At 70.0% G+C, this 21,734-nt stretch carries 23 protein-coding genes and 1 tRNA gene; 16 read left to right on the top strand and 8 right to left on the bottom strand.

Annotation, left to right across the window (positions count from 1 at the left end; translation table 11 throughout):
• Positions 1–32: 32 nt before the first annotated feature.
• Entirely contained in the window at positions 33–770 is a 738-nt protein-coding gene (locus OE229_RS00440) for a hypothetical protein (protein ID WP_262139208.1), read from the top strand.
• On the top strand, positions 757–1,899 hold the full coding sequence (locus tag OE229_RS00435; RefSeq protein WP_262139206.1) for a site-specific integrase: 1,143 nt from the start codon (positions 757–759) through the stop codon (positions 1,897–1,899). Before OE229_RS00440 ends, OE229_RS00435 begins: the two co-directional genes overlap by 14 nt.
• A gap of 65 nt (positions 1,900–1,964) precedes the next feature.
• On the opposite strand, the gene OE229_RS00430 is transcribed toward OE229_RS00435, so the two are convergent.
• Together OE229_RS00430 and msrB are read right to left on the bottom strand one after the other, a co-directional pair.
• Positions 1,965–2,037: transfer RNA gene (locus OE229_RS00430), tRNA-Thr, on the bottom strand.
• A 37-nt stretch (positions 2,038–2,074) separates the two neighbouring features.
• Positions 2,075–2,482: a peptide-methionine (R)-S-oxide reductase MsrB gene (gene msrB, locus OE229_RS00425; RefSeq protein WP_027466599.1), complete on the bottom strand. Its 408-nt coding sequence runs from the start codon at positions 2,480–2,482 to the stop codon at positions 2,075–2,077.
• A gap of 64 nt (positions 2,483–2,546) precedes the next feature.
• Between msrB and OE229_RS00420 the strand changes: the two genes are divergently transcribed.
• The 8 genes from OE229_RS00420 to OE229_RS00385 all read left to right on the top strand — a co-directional run bounded on the left by OE229_RS00420 (position 2,547) and on the right by OE229_RS00385 (position 8,699).
• Positions 2,547–3,020, top strand: coding sequence for a GNAT family N-acetyltransferase (locus OE229_RS00420; RefSeq protein ID WP_259579139.1), 474 nt, complete (start codon positions 2,547–2,549; stop codon positions 3,018–3,020).
• Complete coding sequence (locus OE229_RS00415) at positions 3,020–4,021, top strand: DUF2332 domain-containing protein (protein WP_262139204.1); 1,002 nt, start codon at positions 3,020–3,022, stop codon at positions 4,019–4,021. Before OE229_RS00420 ends, OE229_RS00415 begins: the two co-directional genes overlap by 1 nt.
• 96 nt (positions 4,022–4,117) lie before the next feature.
• Positions 4,118–4,459, top strand: a complete 342-nt coding sequence (locus OE229_RS00410) for a DUF3263 domain-containing protein (RefSeq protein ID WP_262139202.1) — start codon at positions 4,118–4,120, stop codon at positions 4,457–4,459.
• Positions 4,456–5,061: a LytR C-terminal domain-containing protein gene (locus OE229_RS00405; protein WP_111235678.1), complete on the top strand. Its 606-nt coding sequence runs from the start codon at positions 4,456–4,458 to the stop codon at positions 5,059–5,061. The genes OE229_RS00410 and OE229_RS00405 overlap by 4 nt, the downstream gene beginning before the upstream one ends.
• A gap of 203 nt (positions 5,062–5,264) precedes the next feature.
• On the top strand, positions 5,265–5,468 hold the full coding sequence (locus OE229_RS00400) for a cold-shock protein (RefSeq protein ID WP_017888049.1): 204 nt from the start codon (positions 5,265–5,267) through the stop codon (positions 5,466–5,468).
• Between the two features lie 257 nt (positions 5,469–5,725).
• A complete protein-coding gene (gene groL, locus OE229_RS00395; RefSeq protein ID WP_071404070.1) occupies positions 5,726–7,348 on the top strand; it encodes a chaperonin GroEL in 1,623 nt (540 codons plus the stop codon).
• A gap of 359 nt (positions 7,349–7,707) precedes the next feature.
• A complete protein-coding gene (locus OE229_RS00390) occupies positions 7,708–8,553 on the top strand; it encodes a hypothetical protein (RefSeq protein WP_209135269.1) in 846 nt (281 codons plus the stop codon).
• Between the two features lie 5 nt (positions 8,554–8,558).
• Positions 8,559–8,699 carry a hypothetical protein gene (locus OE229_RS00385; protein WP_262139199.1) on the top strand — a complete coding sequence of 47 codons (141 nt, stop codon included), beginning with the start codon at positions 8,559–8,561 and terminating at the stop codon, positions 8,697–8,699.
• A 9-nt stretch (positions 8,700–8,708) separates the two neighbouring features.
• Here the strand turns inward: OE229_RS00385 and OE229_RS00380 are convergent, their stop codons facing one another.
• The 5 genes from OE229_RS00380 to OE229_RS00360 form a co-directional block, all read right to left on the bottom strand.
• Positions 8,709–10,406: a sensor histidine kinase gene (locus OE229_RS00380; RefSeq protein WP_110863081.1), complete on the bottom strand. Its 1,698-nt coding sequence runs from the start codon at positions 10,404–10,406 to the stop codon at positions 8,709–8,711.
• 79 nt (positions 10,407–10,485) lie between these two features.
• Positions 10,486–11,181, bottom strand: coding sequence for a response regulator transcription factor (locus OE229_RS00375; protein ID WP_017888045.1), 696 nt, complete (start codon positions 11,179–11,181; stop codon positions 10,486–10,488).
• Between the two features lie 51 nt (positions 11,182–11,232).
• Positions 11,233–12,930, bottom strand: a complete 1,698-nt coding sequence (locus tag OE229_RS00370; protein WP_262139197.1) for a DNA repair helicase XPB — start codon at positions 12,928–12,930, stop codon at positions 11,233–11,235.
• 48 nt (positions 12,931–12,978) lie between these two features.
• Positions 12,979–14,745 carry a helicase-associated domain-containing protein gene (locus OE229_RS00365; protein WP_259579149.1) on the bottom strand — a complete coding sequence of 589 codons (1,767 nt, stop codon included), beginning with the start codon at positions 14,743–14,745 and terminating at the stop codon, positions 12,979–12,981.
• Between the two features lie 28 nt (positions 14,746–14,773).
• Entirely contained in the window at positions 14,774–15,073 is a 300-nt protein-coding gene (locus OE229_RS00360; protein ID WP_182065320.1) for a multidrug ABC transporter ATPase, read from the bottom strand.
• Between the two features lie 55 nt (positions 15,074–15,128).
• Between OE229_RS00360 and OE229_RS00355 the strand changes: the two genes are divergently transcribed.
• Positions 15,129–15,506, top strand: a complete 378-nt coding sequence (locus OE229_RS00355; protein ID WP_017888041.1) for a cold-shock protein — start codon at positions 15,129–15,131, stop codon at positions 15,504–15,506.
• Positions 15,507–15,510: 4 nt separating this feature from the next.
• Positions 15,511–16,341: a DUF3027 domain-containing protein gene (locus tag OE229_RS00350; RefSeq protein ID WP_262139195.1), complete on the top strand. Its 831-nt coding sequence runs from the start codon at positions 15,511–15,513 to the stop codon at positions 16,339–16,341.
• 82 nt (positions 16,342–16,423) lie between these two features.
• Here the strand turns inward: OE229_RS00350 and serC are convergent, their stop codons facing one another.
• On the bottom strand, positions 16,424–17,539 hold the full coding sequence (gene serC, locus OE229_RS00345) for a phosphoserine transaminase (protein WP_262139193.1): 1,116 nt from the start codon (positions 17,537–17,539) through the stop codon (positions 16,424–16,426).
• Between the two features lie 184 nt (positions 17,540–17,723).
• Here serC and OE229_RS00340 point away from each other — a divergent pair, with 184 nt between their 5' ends.
• From OE229_RS00340 to OE229_RS00325, 4 genes are all read left to right on the top strand, one after another.
• On the top strand, positions 17,724–18,419 hold the full coding sequence (locus tag OE229_RS00340; RefSeq protein ID WP_182065317.1) for a metal-dependent transcriptional regulator: 696 nt from the start codon (positions 17,724–17,726) through the stop codon (positions 18,417–18,419).
• A gap of 243 nt (positions 18,420–18,662) precedes the next feature.
• Positions 18,663–19,634: a C40 family peptidase gene (locus tag OE229_RS18040; RefSeq protein ID WP_315973842.1), complete on the top strand. Its 972-nt coding sequence runs from the start codon at positions 18,663–18,665 to the stop codon at positions 19,632–19,634.
• Between the two features lie 352 nt (positions 19,635–19,986).
• The gene (locus tag OE229_RS00330) at positions 19,987–20,481 is read left to right on the top strand and encodes an HNH endonuclease (RefSeq protein WP_027466591.1); all 495 of its coding nucleotides are present in this window, start codon (positions 19,987–19,989) and stop codon (positions 20,479–20,481) included.
• Positions 20,482–20,623: 142 nt separating this feature from the next.
• Positions 20,624–21,727, top strand: coding sequence for an epoxide hydrolase family protein (locus tag OE229_RS00325; RefSeq protein ID WP_262139191.1), 1,104 nt, complete (start codon positions 20,624–20,626; stop codon positions 21,725–21,727).
• The last annotated feature ends 7 nt before the right edge of the window (positions 21,728–21,734 follow it).

Raw genomic sequence — 21,734 nt, 5'->3', positions numbered from 1 at the left:
CCGCTTAGGCGTGTCGTGTATCGTCAAATTCCGTGAGCGAGATGAAGACGAGCGCGGAACCCCTGCCCGGTGACTCCTGGGAGGTGCGGTACACGAAGACGGTCGTTCGGGCGATCGCGCACTACAAAGCGGCGGCGGGCATGACCACTGGTGAGCTCGCTGCCGCAGTTTCGCTTCGGGCGGGGGATCCCGGTTACTTGAAGCCCACCACTCTGAACAACCTGCTTGCGGGCAAGCGTCGCTCGATCGGCGTTGCGGAACTCCTGCTGTTCGCGTTCGCTCTGGAGGTTCCGCCGCTCGCACTGCTGGTGCCGGTGGGGGTCGAGGACTCGGTCGAGATGGGCCCTGAGTGGCGAATCGCGACCGTGGATGCTGTCGACTTGGTCACGCGAAGCCTGTTCGTCGGAGACGAGCCTGACCTGAGCGACACCCCGGTCGGACACGTGGCTGTCCTGCTGCGAGCGCTGGAAGAGCATCACCTGGCTGCTGAGGCTATTCGCCACCAACTGCTCCGACTTGGCTTGCATCTGCAGAGCGCGGATCAGCCGGAGGGCCTGATCGATGCCGAACTGCGAGGCGTGCAAGGGGCTTGGGGCAAGCTGCGAGCCATTCGCTTAGATCTCATCGCGCGCGGGACGACTCCGCCTTCGCTCGATCCCATCAGCGCCTGGGTCGACTCCCTTGAGGCCGAGTCTGTCGACCGGGCGGCGGCGCTTGCAATAACGGAGCCGATCATCAAGAAGTACGGAGCGCTCGGTGGCGAGGCCTAGAACACCCATCGGCGCTCACGGAGCCATCTCCCTGGCCCAGCTGGACGACGGGTCCTGGCGAGCGCGGACTCGCTTCCGCTTCGAAGACGGCCGGCTACGCCAGGTCGAGCGATTCGACACCAGCGGCCCCAAGGCTCGCCGGAAGCTGCTCGCAGCCCTCACCACGATCAAGGCGACGACGAGCGGGACCATCAACCAGCACACCCCGCTCAACCGGCTGGCCGACCGCTACATCGAGAACAAGCGGACCGGAGGCGTCGCGCCGACGACGTTGGCTGCCTACGAACGGACCCTGGGCAAGATCGTTCTGCCGGCGCTGGGCGAGCTGGCGGTGCTCGAGGCGACCCCCGAGCGACTGCAGCGCTTCATGGACCAGGTGATCGCGAATCACGGCCCTGCGTCCGCGAAGATGTGCCGGGCTGTCCTCAGCGGGATGCTCGGCCTGGCCGTCCGCAACGACGCTGCACGCACGAATGCGGTACGCGAGCTCGAGCGCGTCTCGCAGCGCCGTGATGGTGCAACAGCGCTCAATGCGGAACAGCTGCAGGATCTGCTGACGCGGGCGGACCTCGACGAGCGGGTGCAGGCCCTAGACCTCGCCGACCTCCTCCGGTTCATGGCCGGCACCGGCTGTCGCATCGGCGAGGCCTGCGCGATGATCTGGGAAGACGTCTACCCCGGTGCGGTCCACATCCGCTCGACCGTGGTTCGGCTCCGGGGACAGGGGCTACTCCGCCAGGAGCACGGCAAGACGCAAGGATCCGATCGCCGAATCGCCGTCCCTGAGCACGTCGACGAGATGCTCAAGCGCCGGGCCTCCGACCGCGGGGTCGGGTCGCTCGTCTTTCCGTCCGTCCTCGGCAACCTCCGCGACCCGAACAACACCCAGGCCGATTGGCGTCGTGTTCGCGAGTCCCTCGGGTTCCCCGGCGTCAAGCTTCACGCCTTCCGGAAGACGGTCGCGACGCTCCTCGACGGTGCCGGCCTCTCGGCGCGCGACGTCGCGGAGTACCTCGGGCACAAGAACCCGTCCATGACGCAGGACCGCTACATGGGGCGCAACACGGGTAGCGCGGCCGCGGCGCGAGCCCTGTCGGCGCTCACGCATGGATCGCAATCTGCGGGGTAACCGCGGGGTGAACGAAGAAGCCCCGACCGAATGCCGAGGTAAGCGGCTTCTGATCGGGGCTTTCGGGCCGGCAGCGGGACTTGAACCCGCAACCCCCGTATTACAAGTACGGTGCGCTACCAATTGCGCCATGCCGGCTGACGCCGCTCATCTTACCGGTGAGGGCGTCCAGGGCTCACTCGCCCGACTTCTCCGAGAAGTTCAGCGAGATCGAGTTCATGCAGTACCGGTCACCCGTGGGGGTGCCGAACCCGTCCGGGAACACGTGGCCCAGGTGCGAACCGCAGTTCGCGCAGCGGACCTCGGTGCGGGCCATGCCGAGGGAGTTGTCCTCGATGAGCTGCACGGCGTCCGGGTTCACCGACTCGTAGAACGACGGCCAGCCGCAGCCGGAGTCGAACTTCGTGCCGCTCTTGAACAGCTCCGCGTTGCAGGCCGCACAGGTGTAGACGCCGGCACGCTCCTCGTCGAGGAGTTCACCGGTCCACGGTCGTTCGGTCCCCGCCTGGCGGAGGACGGCGTACTGGTCCGGGGAGAGCTCCTCGCGCCACTGGGCGTCGGACTTGTCGACGTTGTATGCCATTGGTTCCTCCTGCTTCCGGCCGGGCCTTCCGGGCACTCCCGACCACTTCACTAAACTCGCCACGATGTCCGAGCATTCCGTGCACCACGCCCGCTGGACCCGTCTGACGACGGACGAACTGTACGGCATCGTCGTCCTGCGCAACCGCGTGTTCGCGCTCGAGCAACGGGTCACCGCCGAGGACTTCGACGGCCGTGACCGCGAGCCCGACACCGAGCACTGGTGGTTCGGCACGGACACCGATGCGGTTGGGTACCTGCGGCTCATCCGCCCGGCGGCCGACGAGGTCCACCCGGACGGCGAGGAGTCGCCGGCGTGGGTGATCGGCCGCGTCGCGACCGACCCGGGACACCGTGGGCAGGGGATCGCCGGCCGGCTCGTCGCCGCCGTGCTCGACGAACACGGACACGAGCCGTTCGTCCTGCACGCCCAGGAGTACGTCGCAGCCCTGTACGAGCGGTACGGCTTCGTGCGGTTCGGGGAGCCGTACGACGAGGCCGGCATCCGCCACGTGGGCATGCACCGGCCCGGGCGCTGATGGGCACCCGCGCCCGGTACGACGCGTTCGCGGACCGGATCCAGGCCGTCTCGCCGTCGTACGCCGCCTGGGCACGGTCGCTCGACGACTCCCTCGTCGCGCTCCTCGCCGAGGTCCCCGAGCAGCAGCGGCAGCCGGAACTGTTCTTCGCCGTCGCGCGGCGGCTGGGCGCGGACCCGTCGGACCCGGGTGCGCTGCGCGCGCTCGGCCTGGAGGCCCGCCCCGCGCTCGTCACGGCCCTCGCCTCCGCCACGGTGCAGGCCAACGACCCGCAGCGGCTCGCGCCGGTCGTCCCGCTGTTCGCGGCGCTCGCCGAACGGTCGACGCGTCCGCTCGGCCTGGTCGACGCCGGGGCCGCCGCCGGGCTGTGTTCGATCCCGGACCGGGTGACCCTGGACTACCGGGTCGGTTCCGGAGCCGCGGTCCTGCGGATGCACACGGCGGTCGCCGATCCCTCGGTCCGGCTGGTGGCGGACGCCTCCGGGGCCGTCCCCACACCGGCGACCGTCCCGATCAGGGTCGGTGCCCGTGTGGCCCTCGACCCGAACCCGATCGACCTGTCGGTCCCCGGTGCGTTCGACCGGCTCGTCGAGGCCGTCCCACCCGAGGCGTCGGACCGGACCGCCCTGATGCATCAGGCTGCGCGCGCGACGCTCGCCGTGCCTCCAGACCGGCTCGTCGGTGTCGTGCCAGATGACCTCGACCATGCTCTGGACGCCCTGCCGGACGACGTCGAACCGGTCGTCCTGACCACCGGGACCCTGGTCTACGTGCCGGGCGCGGACCGGCAGCGGTTCGTCGACCGGATCCGTGAGCGGGGCGTGCACTGGATCGCCCTCGAACGCACCGGGATCCTGCGTGGGGTGGCGGCCACGCTGCCCGACGACGTGGACGGGGCCGATCCGGACGCCTTCGCGACGGTCTCGCTCGACGGGGTCGCGGTGGCCGTCTCCGACCCGTTCGGGACACGAGTGCGCTGGTTCCGCGCGCCGGACCTGTGACCGGTGTTCGCGACAGTCCAGCGCCGTGCCAGGGTCCGGATCGACTCCACCCCTACGATGTGCGAGACCCGTTACCCGACCGTGATCGGAACCGCCGTGACCAGCCCCACCGACGAACGCAGCGTCGACGAGCGCAGCGCTGACCAGATCAGTGCTGACCAGCTCAGTGAGCTCGCGAAGCACGTGCTGACGTTCGAGCAGGACCGGGCACGGCACGACCGCACGAAGGAAGCGGAGATCCGGGTGGAGTTCGAGATGTCGGCGGCGCGCTACTACCAGGTGCTGAACCGCGTGATCGACTCGCCCGCGGCACTCGCGTACGACCCGCAGCTCGTCAGCCGGCTGCAGCGGCTCCGTCACGCGCGCACCAGCGCCCGGGCGACGCGCAGCTTCGTCGCGCCCGGCGCAGCTCCCGAAGGACGTGAAGAGGAACGATGAGCACGAGATTCCCCCGAGACCGGTTCGACGACGTCGCCGACGGCCCGCGGGTCGGTGCGCACCGCGGTGCCCAGCGTCGCGGCCGTGGCTGGATCGCCTTCGCCTGGGCAGCACTCGCCACGGGTGTGCTCGTCGGCATCGGGGTGCTCGTCCTCGCACTGCTGAACGGCAGCTACTCGTTCAACGGATCCGACTCGCCCTCGGCCTCCACGTCGGCGTCGGCGACCGCGAAGCCCTCGGCGACGTCCAAGCCGTCGGCGTCCTCGTCCGCCGGTTCCGGCTCCGCGGGGTCGGGCAGCGCTGCGGCCGCGACGCCGGCACAGCAGGGCACCACCACCGTCGTCGTGCTGAACGGCACGACCACCACGGGCCTCGCGAGCCGGGCGAGCGCGGCGCTGACCGGCGCCGGCTGGCAGGTCGCCTCCACCGGTGACGCCGGGACGACCGGGTCGACGTCGACGATCGTCTACTACCAGCAGGCGTCGCAGGCGGCGGTCGCGCAGGGCATCGCGAAGCAGCTCGGCGTCACGGCGGTGCAGCAGTCGGCGGCGTTCCCGAACGCCGACGTGAGCGTCGTCCTCGGCGCCGACTACACCGGCTGAGCGACCGCCGCGGGGCGTCCTGCCGGTCGTCGCGCCGCGTTTTCCGCCCATTGTGTGACGGCTGTGTTTCGAGCACGTTGAATTCTGACGGAATCGACGTGAAACAACGTCACACCTCTTGCCTGATCGGACGGGTTCGGTCAGAGTCCCATGCAGACGACGATCACGTCGTTCCGCACTGCAGTACCAGGGAGCAAGAGATCATGGCCAACGGAACCGTGAAGTGGTTCAACGCTGAAAAGGGCTTCGGCTTCATCACCGTGGATGGAGGGGGCCAGGACGTGTTCGTGCACTACTCGGCCATCGACATGTCGGGTTACAAGGTCCTCGAGGAGGGCCAGGCCGTCGTGTTCGACGTCGGGACCGGGTCGAAGGGCCCGCAGGCAGAGTCCGTCCGCCCCGCCTGAGCACCACCACTTCCAGAACGCGCCGTCCCGCCAGGGGCGGCGCGTTCGTCGTGTGCGGGGACCGCGACCGGCGCGGGGAGCGCGACCGCGGCGGTGGTGCGGGGTCCGCCGGACGCGACGTGTCCTGGGAAGTCGTCACGAGCCTCCCGACTGTGTTGCACTCACACCCGTCGAGTGCCAGAATCGGCGTTGGCACTCGCTCACGCTGAGTGCCAGCACGACCCCCAAGACGACGTCCGGGAGGGACGAAAAACCACATGGCTAAGATCATTGCTTTCGACGAGGAGGCCCGCCGTGGCCTCGAGCGCGGCCTGAACCAGCTGGCCGACGCCGTGAAGGTGACGCTCGGCCCGCGCGGCCGCAACGTCGTCCTCGAGAAGAAGTGGGGTGCCCCCACGATCACGAACGACGGTGTCTCCATCGCCAAGGAGATCGAGCTCGACGACCCGTACGAGAAGATCGGCGCGGAGCTCGTCAAGGAGGTCGCCAAGAAGACCGACGACGTCGCCGGTGACGGGACGACCACCGCGACCGTCCTCGCCCAGGCGCTCGTCCGCGAGGGCCTCCGCAACGTCGCCGCCGGTGCCGACCCCGTGTCGCTCAAGCGCGGCATCGAGAAGGCCGTCGCCGCCGTCTCCGACCAGCTCCTCGCCAACGCGAAGGACATCGAGACCAAGGACCAGATCGCCGCGACCGCGTCGATCTCTGCCGCTGACCCGACCATCGGCGCGCTCATCGCCGAGGCCATCGACAAGGTCGGCAAGGAAGGCGTCGTCACCGTCGAGGAGTCGAACACCTTCGGCACCGAGCTCGAGCTGACCGAGGGCATGCGCTTCGACAAGGGCTACCTGTCGCAGTACTTCGTCACCGACCCCGAGCGTCAGGAAGCCGTCTTCGAGGACGCCTACATCCTGATCGTCAACTCGAAGATCTCGAACATCAAGGACCTCCTGCCGGTCGTCGACAAGGTGATCCAGGCGGGCAAGCAGCTCCTGATCATCGCCGAGGACGTCGACGGTGAGGCCCTGGCCACGCTCGTCGTGAACAAGATCCGCGGCATCTTCAAGTCCGTCGCCGTGAAGGCCCCGGGCTTCGGTGACCGCCGCAAGGCCATGCTGCAGGACATCGCGATCCTCACCGGTGGCCAGGTCATCTCGGAAGAGGTCGGCCTCAAGCTCGAGAACGCGACGCTCGACCTGCTCGGTCGCGCCCGCAAGGTCGTCATCACCAAGGACGAGACCACGATCGTCGAGGGTGCCGGCGACGCCGAGCAGATCGCCGGCCGTGTCCGCCAGATCCGTGCCGAGATCGAGGCGACCGACTCCGACTACGACCGCGAGAAGCTCCAGGAGCGCCTCGCGAAGCTCGCCGGTGGCGTCGCCGTCATCAAGGCGGGTGCCGCGACCGAGGTCGAGCTCAAGGAGCGCAAGCACCGCATCGAGGACGCCGTCCGCAACGCGAAGGCTGCCGTCGAAGAGGGCATCGTCGCCGGTGGTGGCGTCGCCCTCATCCAGGCCGGTGCCGTCGCACTCGAGGCCCTCGAGCTCGAGGGTGACGAGGCGACCGGTGCGAACATCGTCCGCGTGGCCATCGACGCGCCGCTCAAGCAGATCGCGCTGAACGCCGGTCTCGAGCCGGGCGTCGTCGCCGCCAAGGTCCGCGAGCTCGAGTCGGGTTGGGGCCTCAACGCCGCGACCGGCGAGTACGTCGACCTGATCGCCGCCGGCATCATCGACCCCGCCAAGGTCACGCGTTCGGCGCTGCAGAACGCTGCGTCGATCGCCGGTCTGTTCCTGACCACCGAGGCCGTCGTCGCCGAGAAGCCCGAGCGCACCCCTGCTGCTCCGGCTGGCGACCCGACGGGTGGCATGGACTTCTAGAGTCCGTCTGACGGAAGGGCCCCGCACGCTGCGCGTGTGGGGCCCTTCCGCGTGTGGGGGGGTGTTCGGGAGGTCACAACACCCCGCTCAGGTCCGCCGAGCGGTCACGAATTGTCGGTCTGGCCCGTTCCAGTCGACTGGGTGTGACCGCTCGGCGGCGCGGGGGCGGGGAGTCATGGCCGGTTCGTGCCTGTGGCTTGCGCTTGTGTGGGGTCCTCTCTCCCGCACAGGAGGCCCGGCTCTCCTCGTTCTCCACAGGTTCCGAGCACACATGGTCGGCTCTCGTGCCCCGCAACGACCATGGCGGCATGTCAGCTGCCCGTCGCCTCCCTGCTCCGTTCGACCGGTCCACTTTTCGCGTGGCAGATGCGGTGGGGCACGGCATCGATCCGGAACGTCTCCGACGCGCCGACCTGGCAGCCCCGGTCCACGGTGTCCGTGCGCCGATCGATTCGGTGGACTTCATCGACGCCCTCGCCCTGGTCATGCGTCCCGATCAGTTCTTCAGTCACACGACCGCCGCCGCGATCTGGGGTGCGCCACTGCCGCATCCGGTGCGGTCGGTCGGCCCGGTGCACGTCTCGACCACGAGGGACGGGAGCCGGATGCGTCGGCCGGGCGTGGTCGCGCACCGCCTCGACCAGCCGAGGACCGTGGAACACCGCGGGTTCCTGGTCAGTGTCCCTGCGCAGATGTGGTTCGAGTGCGCCGGCGTGCTCGCACGTGACGCGCTCGTCGCCATCGGGGACCACCTCGTCGGACCGGCCGGGCTCGCGACGGCGGACGACCTCCGAGCGTCGATCCGCCCCGGCACACGCTTCGCGCTCGCTGCTCGGCGCGCGCTGGACCTCGTCCGGGCCGGGGCGGAGTCGCCGCAGGAGACCTGGCTCCGACTGGCAGTGGTCGACGCGGGGTTCCCCGAGCCGGAACTGAACGTCGACGTGCACGATGGTGCGGGGCGGTTCCTCGGCCGCGTCGACATGGCGTGGTCCGAGTTCGGCATCGCGTTGGAGTACGACGGCGATCACCACCGCGAGCGCGACACCTTCCGAAACGATCAACGACGGGACAACGGGTTCGTGGTGAACGACTGGCTCGTGATCCACGCGACGGCATCGGACGCACACCGACCCGCGGTGTTGTTCGAGCGACTCCGCCAGGCGTTCGAGGTCCGAGCGGTCGGAGGTCGTCGACGGTCAGCCTGACGGCCGTGATCGCCACGCTGAAGATCTCGTCGTCGGGCGGTCACGACACGTCGTCGGCCGTGCGCCGGCCGGTCACGAACTGTCGGTCAGCAGGCATGCAGACGACAGATCGTGACCACTCGGCGGCCTCGAACGGGGTGTTGTGACCGCTCGGGTCAGGCGGCGAAGTCGCGGGGGAGCAGGGGGAGCCAGACGCGGAAGGTGGCGCCGCCGCCCTCGGTGTCGAAGACCTCGACCGAGCCGTGGTGCGCCGCGACGATGCCGGAAACGATGGCGAGCCCGAGGCCCGAGCCGCCGGTGTCGCGGGCGCGGGAGGTGTCCGCACGCCAGAAGCGCTGGAAGATCTTCTCGCGCAGCTGCGGCGGGATGCCCTCACCGTGGTCGATCACGTCGAGGTGTGCCATGCCCCGCTCGTCGTCCACGCCGATGCCGATCTCGATCGGGTCATCGTTCGCCGTGAACCGCATGGCGTTGCCCATCAGGTTCGTGACGATCTGGCGGATCTTGTTCTCTTCCGCCAGGACGATCGGCGGGCGCTTCGGCAGCACGACCGTGGGCAGCGGGGTGGTCTCGTCGGTCGGCGCGGCACCGGCGTCGATGTTCATGGCACGGGTGCGACGGGCGCGCAGACGCGCGATGGTCTGGCGCGAGAACGCGATCGGCCCGGTGGTGTTCGCCGAGGTGGGCGACACGGGCGGTGCCTCGCCGGAGTCCGGAGAGCCGATGGACGACGACGACGCGGACGGACGGACGGCCTGGGGCACGCTCTCGCCGGTCAGGGAGTCCTCGACGAGGACCTGGATCTCGCGGTCCGGGTTGGAGGCCATCGTGTCGAGCGCCGAGTCACGGGCGATCGCGACGAGGTCGACCGGGCCGAGCTCGAGCGGCTTCGACTCGTCGATGCGCGCGAGCTGCAGCAGGTCCTGCACGAGCAGGCCCATCCGCTGCGCTTCCTTCTCGATGCGCTCCATCGCCTGGGCGACGTCCTCTTCCTTGCGCAGGGCACCCATGCGGTACAGCTCGGCGTACCCGCGCAGGGACACCAGCGGCGTGCGGAGCTCGTGCGAGGCGTCCCCGACGAACCGGCGCATCTGCGCGATGGTGCGCTCGCGGTCCTCGAACGCCGAGTCGATCCGCTCGAGCATGACGTTGAGGGAGCGGTTGAGGCGCCCGACCTCGGTGTTCGGGGTGTCGGCTTCGAGGCGCTGGTTGAAGTCACCCGCGGCGAACCGGGCGGCGGTGTCCTCGACGTCCCGCAGCGGGTCGAAGGTCGCGGTGACGAGCAGGCGGGTGAGCATGGCGCCGAGCAGGATGACCGACGCACCGAACCCGAGGAAGATCGCGGTGAACTTGCCGATCGTCTCGTCGGTGCCGGCGCTGGAGACCGCGATGAGCACGTAGCCGGTCTCGGTGGTGCCGTCGGACTGGTTCTGCAGCGACGCCGGGATGATCTGGGCGCGCCACTCGTGGTTGTGCTGGCTGTCGTAGAGCGAGATGCGCTGGTTCGCCTGCGAGGCCTCGACCAGGGTGGCTTCGCGGACGTCTGGCCGGCTCGACGCCTTCGTCTGGCAGATCCGATCCCCGTCGGCGTCGTACGCGGCGACGTAGGCACTCTGCGAGACCACGACGGACAACTTGCAGTACTGCTCACCGTCACTGATGTTCTGACCCTCGAGCTGCTCGGTCGTCTGCTTGACCGTGTTGTCGAGCTGCTGCATGAGGTAGGTGGACAGCACCGTCATCGTGCCGAGTCCGGCGACGAGCAGTCCGAGCGCGACGAGGAGCACCGTGATCCCGGTGATCTTGGTGCGCAGGGAGATCCCGTCCCACCAGTGGTTCATTCGCGTGTGCATGCTGCCCCAACGATAGACAGCGGCCGCCCGGTGAAACCGGACGACCGCCGTGAAGTCGAGCCCCGGAGGACTCCCGGGCCTAGGAAGCCTTGGACGCCTTCAGCATGTAGCCGAAGCCGCGCTTGGTCTGGATGATCGGCTCGGCGGAGTACTGATCGAGCTTGCGACGCAGGTACGAGATGTAGCTCTCGACGATGCCCGCGTCGCCGTTGAAGTCGTACTCCCACACGTGGTCGAGGATCTGCGCCTTCGACAGCACGCGGTTCGGGTTGAGCATGAGGTAGCGGAGCAGCTTGAACTCGGTGGGCGAGAGCTCGATCTGCGCGTCGCCGATCGTGACCTCGTGCGTGTCCTGGTCCATCGTGAGCTCGCCGGCGCGGATGATCGCGTCTTCCTCGTCGTTCATGGTGCGACGGAGGATCGCCTTGATGCGGGCGACGATCTCGTCGAGCGAGAACGGCTTGGTGACGTAGTCGTCGCCGCCGACGGTGAGGCCGGTGATCTTGTCCTCGGTGTCGTCCTTCGCCGTCAGGAACAGGATCGGCGAGGTGTAGCCCGAGGAACGCAGGCGCTTGGTCACGCCGAAGCCGTTCATGTCGGGCAGCATCACGTCGAGGATGATGAGGTCCGGCTCTTCCTCGAGCACGGCGGAGATCGCCTGTGCCCCGTTGCCCACTGCACGCACGGCGAAGCCGGCGAAGCGCAACGAGGTCGTCAGGAGGTCGCGGATGTTCGGCTCGTCGTCGACGATCAGGATCTTGGGGCCATCGCTCATGGTCCTATCTTCTGACCGTTCCCTCGGGGTTTCCTGAGAGCGGTTCGTACGTCAGCCCACGGGCGTCTGGACCTGGTCGGCGTCCAGGATCGTGTACGAGTACCCCTGCTCCGCCAGGAACCGCTGCCGGTTCTGGGCGAAGTCCTGGTCCACGGTGTCCCGGGCCACGAGCGTGTAGAACGACGCGGGCAGGCCGTCCTTGTTCGGGCGGAGGAGCCGCCCGAGCCGCTGGGCTTCTTCCTGCCGGGAGCCGAACGAGCCGGAGACCTGGATGGCGACCGTCGCGTCGGGCAGGTCGATCGAGAAGTTCGCGACCTTCGAGACGACGAGCACGTCGACCTCGCCGGACCGGAACGCGTCGTAGAGCCGCTCCCGTTCGTCGACGGGGGTCGCTCCCGTGATCTCCGCGGCATCGAGCGACGCGGCAAGTTCGTCGAGCTGGTCGATGTACTGCCCGATCACCAGGATCTGCTCACCGCGGTGCTTCTCGATGAGTTCCCGCACCACCGGGGTCTTCGCCGGCAACGTCGCGGCGAGCCGGTAGCGCTCGTCGTCGCTCGACGCCGCGTACTCCAGGCGGTCCTGGTGCGGCAGGTCGATGCGGACCTCGTAGCACGAGGCCGGCGAGATGTAGCCCTGCGCCTCGATCTCCTTCCACGGGGCGTCGTACCGCTTCGGCCCGATGAGCGAGAAGACGTCGCCCTCGCGGCCGTCCTCGCGCACGAGCGTCGCCGTCAGGCCCAGGCGTCGGCGAGCCTGCAGGTCGGCGGTCAGCTTGAACACCGGCGCCGGCAGCAGGTGCACTTCGTCGTAGACGATGAGGCCCCAGTCGAGGGCGTCGAGGAGCGACAGGTGCGTGTACTCGCCCTTCCGGCGGGCGGTGAGGATCTGGTAGGTCGCGATCGTGACCGGCCGGATCTCCTTGACGCTGCCCGAGTACTCGCCGATGTCCTCCGGCGTCAGGGTCGTGCGCTTGAGGAGCTCCGTGCGCCACTGCCGTGCCGAGACGGTGTTCGTGACGAGGATGAGCGTGGTCGCCTTGACGGTCGCCATCGCACCCGCGCCGACGAGCGTCTTGCCCGCGCCACAGGGCAGCACGACGACGCCGGAACCCTGGGCGAAGAACGTGTCGACCGCCTGCTCCTGGTACGGCCGCATGTGCCACTCGGCGGTGTCCAGGTCGATCGGGTGCGGCTGGCCCGGGGTGTAGCCCGCCAGGTCCTCCGCCGGCCAGCCGAGCTTGACGAGCTCCTGCTTGACCTGTCCGCGCGCCCACGGCTGCAGCTCGACCTCGGTCGGGGACCGCATGTCACCGAGCAACGGCTTGATGCGCTTCGACCGGATGACCTCGGCCAGCACCGATGGGTCCTCGGCGGTGAGGAGCAGGAGCGGCAGCCGCTCGAGTTCCTCGGTGGGGGAGTTCGCGATCACGGGGGCGTCGGGCCGTTCCTCGCGACGGATCACGAGTCGTCCGTAGCGCGAGACCGTGTCGCGGATGTCGACCGTGACGCTCTGCGGCACGGGGAACTTCGCGAAGCGTTCCAGGGTGTCGATCATGGCCTCGGCGTCGTGGCCCGCGGCACGCGCGTTCCAGAGTCCGAGGCGGGTGATCCGGTAGGTGTGCACGTGCTCGGGAGCGCGTTCGAGCTCGGCGAAGGCCGCGAGCTCGTGGCGTGCGTCCTCGGCGTCGGGGTGCGCGACCTCGAGGAGCACGGTGCGGTCGCTCTGCACGATCAGCGGTCCGTTCATGACCTGCCAGCCTAGCCGTCGGCACCTGCGTGCGGGTGACCGCGCGGCTCAGGCGTCGCTCTCGACCGACACGACGAGCGACAGCGGCAGGGTGCGTTCGACGTCGACTGCCGTGTCCCGCCCACGGACGCGTCCGGCCGCGACCGAGGTCGGCACGATCGAGAACGGCCGCTCCGAACCGTCCGGCATCCGGACGGTCACACGGATCGGCGTGCGTCCGCGCACGGCCAGGTCGATCTGCCGACCGAGCCACTCCTGCTCCGGCTCCGCGTCGCCGCGCTGCGTCGTCAGGCGGAGCCGTTCGACGAGTGCGTGCGCCGACTGTTCCGGCGAGCGTCCGGTGGGGCTGCGCCGGCCGGGAGGCCCGTGGTGCGCCTCGGGACGGGCTGCGGTCGTCAGGACGGCCGGGTAGCGCTGGTCCTCGAGCGCGGTGTGCACGACGTGCGGCGGGTAGCGCGTGGTCAGCGTCGTCAGGTCCGGCCGCTCCCACGCGAGCTGCCGGAGCTCGGCGTCCACCCCGACGAGGTCGAGCTGGTCGGCGGTGCCGCGGACCTCGGTCCCGACGCCGCCCGGTCCCCGGTCGACGACGATGCTGCCGTCGCGTCCGGCCACCTGGTCGATCAGGTAGGCGAGGGGCTGCGGGATCCCGGTGGCCGACAGCCGCCCGAGCAGGGACAGCAGGTCGTCGCGGGAGTGTCCGGCCCGGAACGCCGTGCGCAGGGTGTCCTCGGAGATGCGGTAGCGCGCCGCGAGCCCCGGTGCCTCGAGCACGGCGACGGTGCGCAGGGCGTCGTCGTCCACCGGCGCGAGCGGCCCCGGTGCGATGACGGTGAGGTCGTGCTGCAGGTAGACCCGTTCGACGGTGCCCGGCAGGTCGTCGGCGGCCTGCTCGGCGTCGCCGTCGAGGAGCGCCCGACCGGTGCTCGTCACGGTGCCGTCGACCGCCAGGCCGAGCGACGCCGCGGTGCCGGCAACGTCGAGCAGCAGGGCGTCGAGCCAGCGGGACCCCGCCGGGTACGCCCAACGCCCGAGCGGCACGAGGTCGCGCAGGTCCCCGTCGGCCAGCTCCAGCACCTGGTGCACGGCGGGCGGGAGCGTGTCCGTCCACGCGGCCACCAGCGACACCCAGCGCTGCGGCCAGCCGGCGAGCAACCACACGTGGCCGGCGTCGGTGACGATCCACCGCCCCGTGTCGGGGTCGGCGAACCCGATGTCGTCGAGCAGCGCCAGGCGACCGGCGACGAGCTCGGCGTCGGTGCCGATGCGCTCGGCGAGGGTGCGGGCGAGCGGCATGCCGATCCCGCCCTTGACGAGTTCGCGGACCGCGCCGGCGTCGACCGCCCGCAGCAGTTCGGCGAGCACGGTCATCGTCGCGAACGCCTGCTCCGCGCCGGTGGTGCGCGCACGCTCGAGCGCCGCGGCGTCGAGGGCGGGAGCAGCGGGTCGGACCTGCTCCGGGCCTCCAGGCTGCTCGTCGAGCGAGGTGAGGTCGGGGTGGGCGGCCACGCGTGCGGCGACCGCGTCGTCGACCGCGCCGTCCTCGTCGGCGAGGCCGAGCTCGATCGCGGGGCCGAGCGCGTCGACGGCGCCGCCGTCACGCAACGCGAGGATCGTGGCGCGCGGCAGGTGCTCGACGGCGGCGTCCACGGCGTCGTCGCTGCGGAGCGCCTCGGCGAGGTCGAAGAAGTCGGTGATGCGCTGCGGGCCGGTCTCGGCGAGTGCAGCGGTGGGGAGTCGCCTCGCCGCGACGAGGCGCTCGAGCGCATCGTCCGGCATCGCCCGGAGTCGGGCGGCGAGGTCGGCGGTGGTCGTCATCGTCCGGTGCCAGCGTCCGGGCCGGACGTCAGCGAGCCGTCCGGTTCGCTCGTGCGCGACGCGTCCAGGTGATGCCGAGGAGCGTGAAGACCAGCACCATGGCGATCGGGAAGCCGTAGAGCGGGATCGCCATGACCACCGGCCACGGCATCGAACCCTGGGCGGCGGGGGCGGTGAGCCACATGATGATCATCGCGACGAAGCAGAGCAGGCCGAGGATGATGATCCCACCGATCATGAACGCCAGAGCGCGTTCGGTACGATTGAACGTCACCGGGGGTTCTGCGGAGTCCTGCGGGTTCCCGGTTGATCGGGTCGGCTTGGCCATCGACCCAGGATATCCGACGCACCACGGCCGTACCACGACCTCGAGGAGTCCACGCATGCCCACCGGCAAGGTCAAGTTCTACGACGACGACAAGGGCTTCGGCTTCATCACCGGAGACGACGGCGACCAGGTGTTCCTGCACGCATCCTCGCTGCCCGACGGCGTCGTGACCGTCAAGGCCGGCACGCGGCTCGAGTACGGCGTCGTCCAGGGCAAGAAGGGGTCGCAGGCGTTGTCCGTGCGGCTGCTCGAGCCCCAGCCGTCGCTGTCGCGGATGACCCGTCGCTCCGCGGACGACATGGCCGTGATCGTCGAGGACCTGGTGAAGGAACTCGACCGGATCAGCGGAGACCTCCGCCACGGCCGCTACCCGAAGAACGGCGATCGCATCGCCGCCATCCTGCGGCACGTCGCAGACCAGTTGGAGGCGTGACCCCATGACCGAGTCCGAGACAGCAGGGGCCGAGACGGCTCCCGACGCAGTGTCCGTCGACGCAGCGTCCGTCGACGCAGCGTCCATCGACGCAGCGTCAGTTGACTACACCGACCTGGCGCGCGAGGCGTTGCTCGAGGTCACCCCGGAGTCGACCGTCGGTGCCCCCGTCGGCACGGTGGACGAAGGGGACGGCGTCGTGTCCGTCCTGTTCGCCAACCGGCTGCCCGGCTACCCCGGGTGGCGGTGGACCGTCAGCGTCGCCAAGGTCGGCGACGACGAACCGACCGTGCTCGAGGTCGAGCTGATGCCCGGGGACGGCTCGCTCGTCGCGCCGGAGTGGGTGCCGTGGTCCGAGCGGCTGGCCGAGTACCGGGCGGCGCAGGAGCACGAGGGCGAGGACGGCACCGGGGACGCGTCGGACGAGGACTCGGACGAGGACTACGACGACGAGTCGGATGACGATGAGGACGACGACGAGTCCGACGATGACGACGAGGACTCGGACGAGGACGAGGACTACGACGACTCGGACGACGAGGACGACGACGACTCGGACGAGGACGACGACGACGAGTTCGACGCGGACGAGGACGACCTCGACGAGTCGGACGACGACGACATCGAGGGTGTGGACGTCGATGCGCTCGCCGACGTGAGCGACACCGACACCGACACTGACAGCGCCGCCGCTGCATCGGCCGCCGAGGACGAGGCCCCGCAACCGGCCCGTCGTCGCCGTGCCCGTCGCGTGCAGCCGTTCGAGCCCGACGCCGATCTCGAGGTCGACCAGCTCGACGCCGGCGAGACCGACCCGGGCTTCCACCGCGCCTGATCCACCCGGACCGACGAACGGGCCCGGCACCACCGATCCGGTGGTGCCGGGCCCGTTCTGGTTCCGGCGGGTGTCCCCGGGATCAGCGCAGGGCGTCGATCGTGAAGTCGATCGCGCGCACGAGCTTCGCGACGTCGTCCGGGTCGATCGCGGTGAACGTCGCCACGCGCAGCTGGTTGCGTCCTAGCTTCCGGTACGGCTCGGTGTCGACGATGCCGTTCGCACGCAGGGTCGCGGCCACGGCCTTGGCGTCGATCGAGTCGTCGAGGTCGATCGTGGCGACGACCTGGGACCGAGCGGCGGGGTCGGAGACGAACGGGGTCGCGGAGTCGCTGGCCTCGGCCCAGTCGTAGATGGTCGACGACGAGGTCTTCGTGCGGAGGTCCGCCCACGCCAGGCCGCCGGACTCGTTCATCCACCGCACCTGCTCGTCGAGGAGCAGCAGCGTGGAGATCGCGGGGGTGTTCAGGGTCTGGTCCAGGCGCGAGTTGTCGACGGCGTTCTTGAGCGACAGGAACTCCGGGATGTACCGGTCGGAGGCGGCGATCCGCTCGATCCGCTCGATCGCTGCGGGGGAGAGCAGCGCGAGCCACAGGCCGCCGTCCGAGGCGAAGTTCTTCTGCGGGGCGAAGTAGTAGACGTCGGTGGCGCTGACGTCGAACAGGGCACCGCCGGCGGCGCTGGTCGCGTCGACGACGGTGAGGGCGTCGGCGTCACCGGTCGCGCGGACGACCGGGGCCATGACGCCCGTCGAGGTCTCGTTGTGCGGGTAGGCGTAGACGTCCACGCCCTCCACCGGCTCGAGTGCGGCGAGGGAACCACCGGGTGCCTCGACGATGTGCGGGGCCTCGAGCCACGGGGCGGCTGCGGCCTTGGCGAACTTCGACCCGAATTCGCCGAAGGACAGGTTCTCGGCACGGCGTTCGATGAGGCCGAACGCGGCGGCGTCCCAGAACGCGGTCGAACCGCCGTTGCCGAGGACGACCTCGTAGCCCTCGGGGATCTGGAACAGGTCGGCGAGGCCGGAGCGGACGCTGCCGACCAGGTCCTTCACGGGCTTCTGGCGGTGCGAGGTGCCGAGGATCGTGGCGCCGCGCGTCACGAGGGACTCGAGCTGGGCACCGCGGATCTTCGACGGACCGCAGCCGAAGCGACCGTCGGTGGGGAGGAGTTCGGCCGGGATGACGATGTCTGCCATGCACCGATCCTACCGACGACGATCCGCCTGCCCGAGCCCGTGTACCGGCCGGACGGGGAGGGTTCGGCCCACCCGACCACCGCGTCGGATGACCCTTTCTCAGGTGCACCCGGGCGCCGGTCGGTGTTCGTCGGTGCGAACAAGTAGTGTGGTCGGCGCTGGGCCCAGACATGAGAGGCGGACCGTGACCGATCTCGTCGACACCACGGAGATGTACCTTCGCACCATCCTCGACCTCGAGGAAGAGGCGATCGTGCCGCTGCGCGCGCGCATCTCCGAGCGCCTCGGACACTCGGGCCCGACGGTCTCGCAGACCATCGCCCGCATGGAGCGCGACGGCCTGGTCGTCGTCTCCGGTGACCGCCACCTGGAGCTCACCGACGAAGGTCGTTCCCGCGCCACCCACGTGATGCGCAAGCACCGCCTGGCCGAACGCCTGCTGGCCGACGTCATCGGACTCGACTGGGCCTTCGTGCACGACGAGGCCTGCCGGTGGGAGCACGTCATGAGCGAGCAGGTCGAGGTCCGCCTGCTCGAGATGCTCGGCAACCCGACCGAGTCGCCGTACGGCAACCCGATCCCCGGACTGGCCGAGATCGGTGGCCCCGCGGCAGCCGGCTTCCTCGACGGCGTCCAGAACATCGTCGCCGCGACCGAGGGCACCGACGCCGTCACGACCGGCGTGGTCCGACGCCTGGGCGAGCCCGTGCAGTTCGAACCGGAGCTCCTGCACCAGCTCCGCACCGCGGGCGTCATGCCCGGACGCATCGCGAGCGTGCAGCGGGCGGGCGCCTACGTCGCGGTCCGCGTCGAGGGCGAGGACTCGGGCATCGAGCTGCCCATCGAGGTCGCGCAGCACGTCTACATCGAGCGCGACTGACCCTTCGCGGGTCCTCCCTGAGAGTCTTTACCGATTCGTTACCCACGGGGCGTTTGGTCTCGACACGGTAACGGTGCCTCCGTACACTCGTCCGAGTCGCCGCGCTGCCCCTGAGCCGGTGACCCGTGGCAGGACGTCTCGAACCCGTCTCCTGCCTCGATCGGAAACGATGACGAACGGATGGGGTTGCACACCGCCGGACACCCACGGCGGCGTGATGACGAGACGTTGGAGACACACCTCTTGACGCAGACCGGTACCGCCGCGGACGACCAGACGCCCGCGAACCCGACGACCACCGAGAACGCCACCACCGCCCCGCTCACCCGGCGGGCCGTGCGCGAGACCGAGGGCCGCCCGGTCCGCACGGTCGTGCCGGTGCGCTCCGCCCCGCTGCCCGGTGGTCGCCGTGCCGCGCAGGCCGCCGCAGCCGCGAGCACGGCGAAGGCCAGCTCGTCGTCGCGCAAGCGCAAGTTCCTCGCGCCGGTCGTCCTCACCGTCGCCGCCGGCATGTTCGGCACGGTCGCGGTCGCCCCGGCCTTCGCCGCGACGACCTCCAGCAACTCGACGGCCGTCGCCGACGCCCAGCGGCAGGCCCGTGCCACGCAGAGCCAGGAGCTGTCGGTCTCCGACGCCGTGGCGCTGGCCGACACGAGCCGTGACGGCTACGGCGCGACGTCGACCGCGACGCTCGACGCCGAGAAGGCCGCGAAGCAGGCCGCCGCCGACCAGGCCGCCGCAGCGAAGGAAGCCGCCGAGCAGGCCGAACAGACGGAGACCGCCCGCGCCGCGACCGCGAAGCAGTACTCCTCGTACACTGGGCCCACGGCCGCCGAGTACGCGGCCAGCTCCTCCGCCGCCGACACCCCGTTCTCGCTGCCGGCCGTGGTCGCCACCGGCAAGCAGTACATCGGCACCCCGTACGTCTTCGGTGGCGCGGACCCGTCGGGCTTCGACTGCTCCGGCTTCATCATGTTCGTGTACGCCCAGTACGGCATCAACCTCGCGCACTCCGTGCCGCTGCAGGACCAGGCGGGCACCACGATCCCCGAGTCCGAGGCGCAGCCCGGTGACGTCGTCATCTTCAACAACGAGGCGCACGACGGCTTCTACATGGGGAACGGCATGATCATGGACGCCCCGAAGCCCGGTGGCACCGTGCAGATCCGTCCGATCTGGACCAGCGACTACCACATCGTCCGTTTCGGCATCTAGCGACCACTGCCCCTCCGGCGTGTGAACTTCACCGGAACCGGCCCGCGCACCCTCGTGCCGGGCCGGTTTCTGGGTTAACCTGACGCTGCACCGGTCCGCACCGGCGCGAACAGGAGACCCTCATGTCGATGTTCCGCACGACCCGCACCATGGGTCGGCGCGCGCGCGTCGACATATGGTCGAGCACAGCCTGCGTGCACGAGCACGCCCCTGCATGACGAGAGCACTGCCCATCCGGGTGGTGCTCTTCGTGGTTCCAGGGGTGTGAACAGGTCGTCCTCACCCGTTCGCGTCGTCGGTCCGACGCACCCGCAGCGCCTGGAAGCCGTCCAGGCACGTCGGAAGGGAACCCATGCGCACTCTCGTCCTCAACGCCGGTTACGAGCCCCTCGCGGTGATCTCGTTCCGACGAGCCCTCGTGCTGGTCATGAACCAGAAGGCCGCCATCGTCGCCGCCGACGTCGAACACCCGGTCACCGGGTCGACGTCGAGCTACGACCGTCCGTCCGTCATCATCCTCACCCGCTACGTGCGCATCCCGCACTCCAGGCTCGTGCCGGTGTCCCGTCGCGGTGTGCTGCGTCGGGACGGCAACCACTGTGCCTACTGCGGCCGGCACGCCACCACGATCGACCACGTGCAGCCGCGGTCGCGCGGTGGGCAGGACTCGTGGGAGAACCTCGTCGCCTGCTGCCTGGCCTGCAACAACACCAAGGGTGACCGCACCCCGCAGGAGATGGGGTGGCGCCTCCGGTTCCCGCCGAAGGTGCCGCACGGGTCCTCGTGGGTCGTGCGCGGCATCGAGCGCCCGCAGGCGGAGTGGGACGAGTACCTCGTGGCCGCGTAGCGGCCGCAACCGGTGAGCAGAAGACGCCGGGTCGCCGTCTGCCACCCGGCATCTTCTGCTCACGCGACGGACTGGAGGCCCGTGGTGACGCCGCCACGGGCCTCCAGTCCGCCTGTCGGCGGCGCCGACTAGCGTCGCCGGCATGGGCGAGACACCGCACATCGACGACGCGACCATCGACGACCTGCGCGCTCGGCTGCGCGCGACGCGCTGGCCGGACGCGCCCGCCGGGGTCGGCTGGTCGCTCGGCGTGGACCTCGACGTCCTCCGCCCACTCGTCGAGTACTGGGCCGACGGGTTCGACTTCGACGCGCACCGTGCCGAGCTCGCCGCCCTGCCCTCTCGTCGTGTCGTCGTCGACGGCATCGGCATCCACGTGCTGCACGCTCGCGCTTCCCAGCCCGACGCGCTGCCGGTCCTGCTCGCGCACGGCTGGCCGGACTCCGGGTGGCGGTACCGGAAGGTACTGCCGATGCTCGTCGACGCCGGGTTCGACGTCGTCGTGCCGGACATGCCCGGGTACGGCTTCTCGGAGGCACCACCGCAGGTGCTCGACGCCCGGCAGGTGGCCGACATGTGGGCGACACTGATGACGGACCTCGGGTACGAGGGGTTCGCGGTGTCCGGCGGCGACATCGGCACACACGTCGCCCGCTACCTGGCGCTCGACCACCCCGATCGGGTCGTCGCCGTGCACCGGATCGACGGCGGGCTCGCCTGGCCGGGGCTGGATGTGTCGACGCTGTCGGCAGCGGAGCGGGAGTTCGTCGCCGCGACCGGCCGCTGGCGCACTGCCGAGGGCGCCTACGCGATGCTGCACCGGACGAAGCCGCAGACCGCGGCCGTCGGGCTGAACGACTCACCCGCGGGGCTGGCCGCCTGGATCGTCGAGAAGCTCCGGGCGTGGAGCGACTGCGACGGGGACCTGTGGTCGGTCTACACGCGCGACGAGGTCCTGGCGCTGCTCACCGAGTACTGGGCCACCGCCACGATCGGCTCGGCGATGCGGATGTACCACGCGAACGCGGCGATCCCGGCGGATCAATTGGAACGACGGGTCGAGGTGCCGTCCGGGTTCTCGATCTTCCCCGGTGACATCGTGCGGGCACCGCGCGAGTGGCTCGAGCGCACCACGAACCTCGTGTTCCACCACGAACTCGACCGCGGCGGGCACTTCGCGCCGTTCGAGCAGCCCGACCTGTTCGTCGACGAACTGCAGGCGTTCCTGCAGGGCTTCCGCCGCTAGAGTGGAC

Origin of the sequence: Curtobacterium poinsettiae (genome assembly GCF_025677645.1) — a bacterium.
GTDB classification, from domain to species: domain Bacteria; phylum Actinomycetota; class Actinomycetes; order Actinomycetales; family Microbacteriaceae; genus Curtobacterium; species Curtobacterium poinsettiae_A.
Note: the sequence above shows the minus strand (reverse complement) of the source record. Positions and strands in the feature narration are given on the sequence as shown.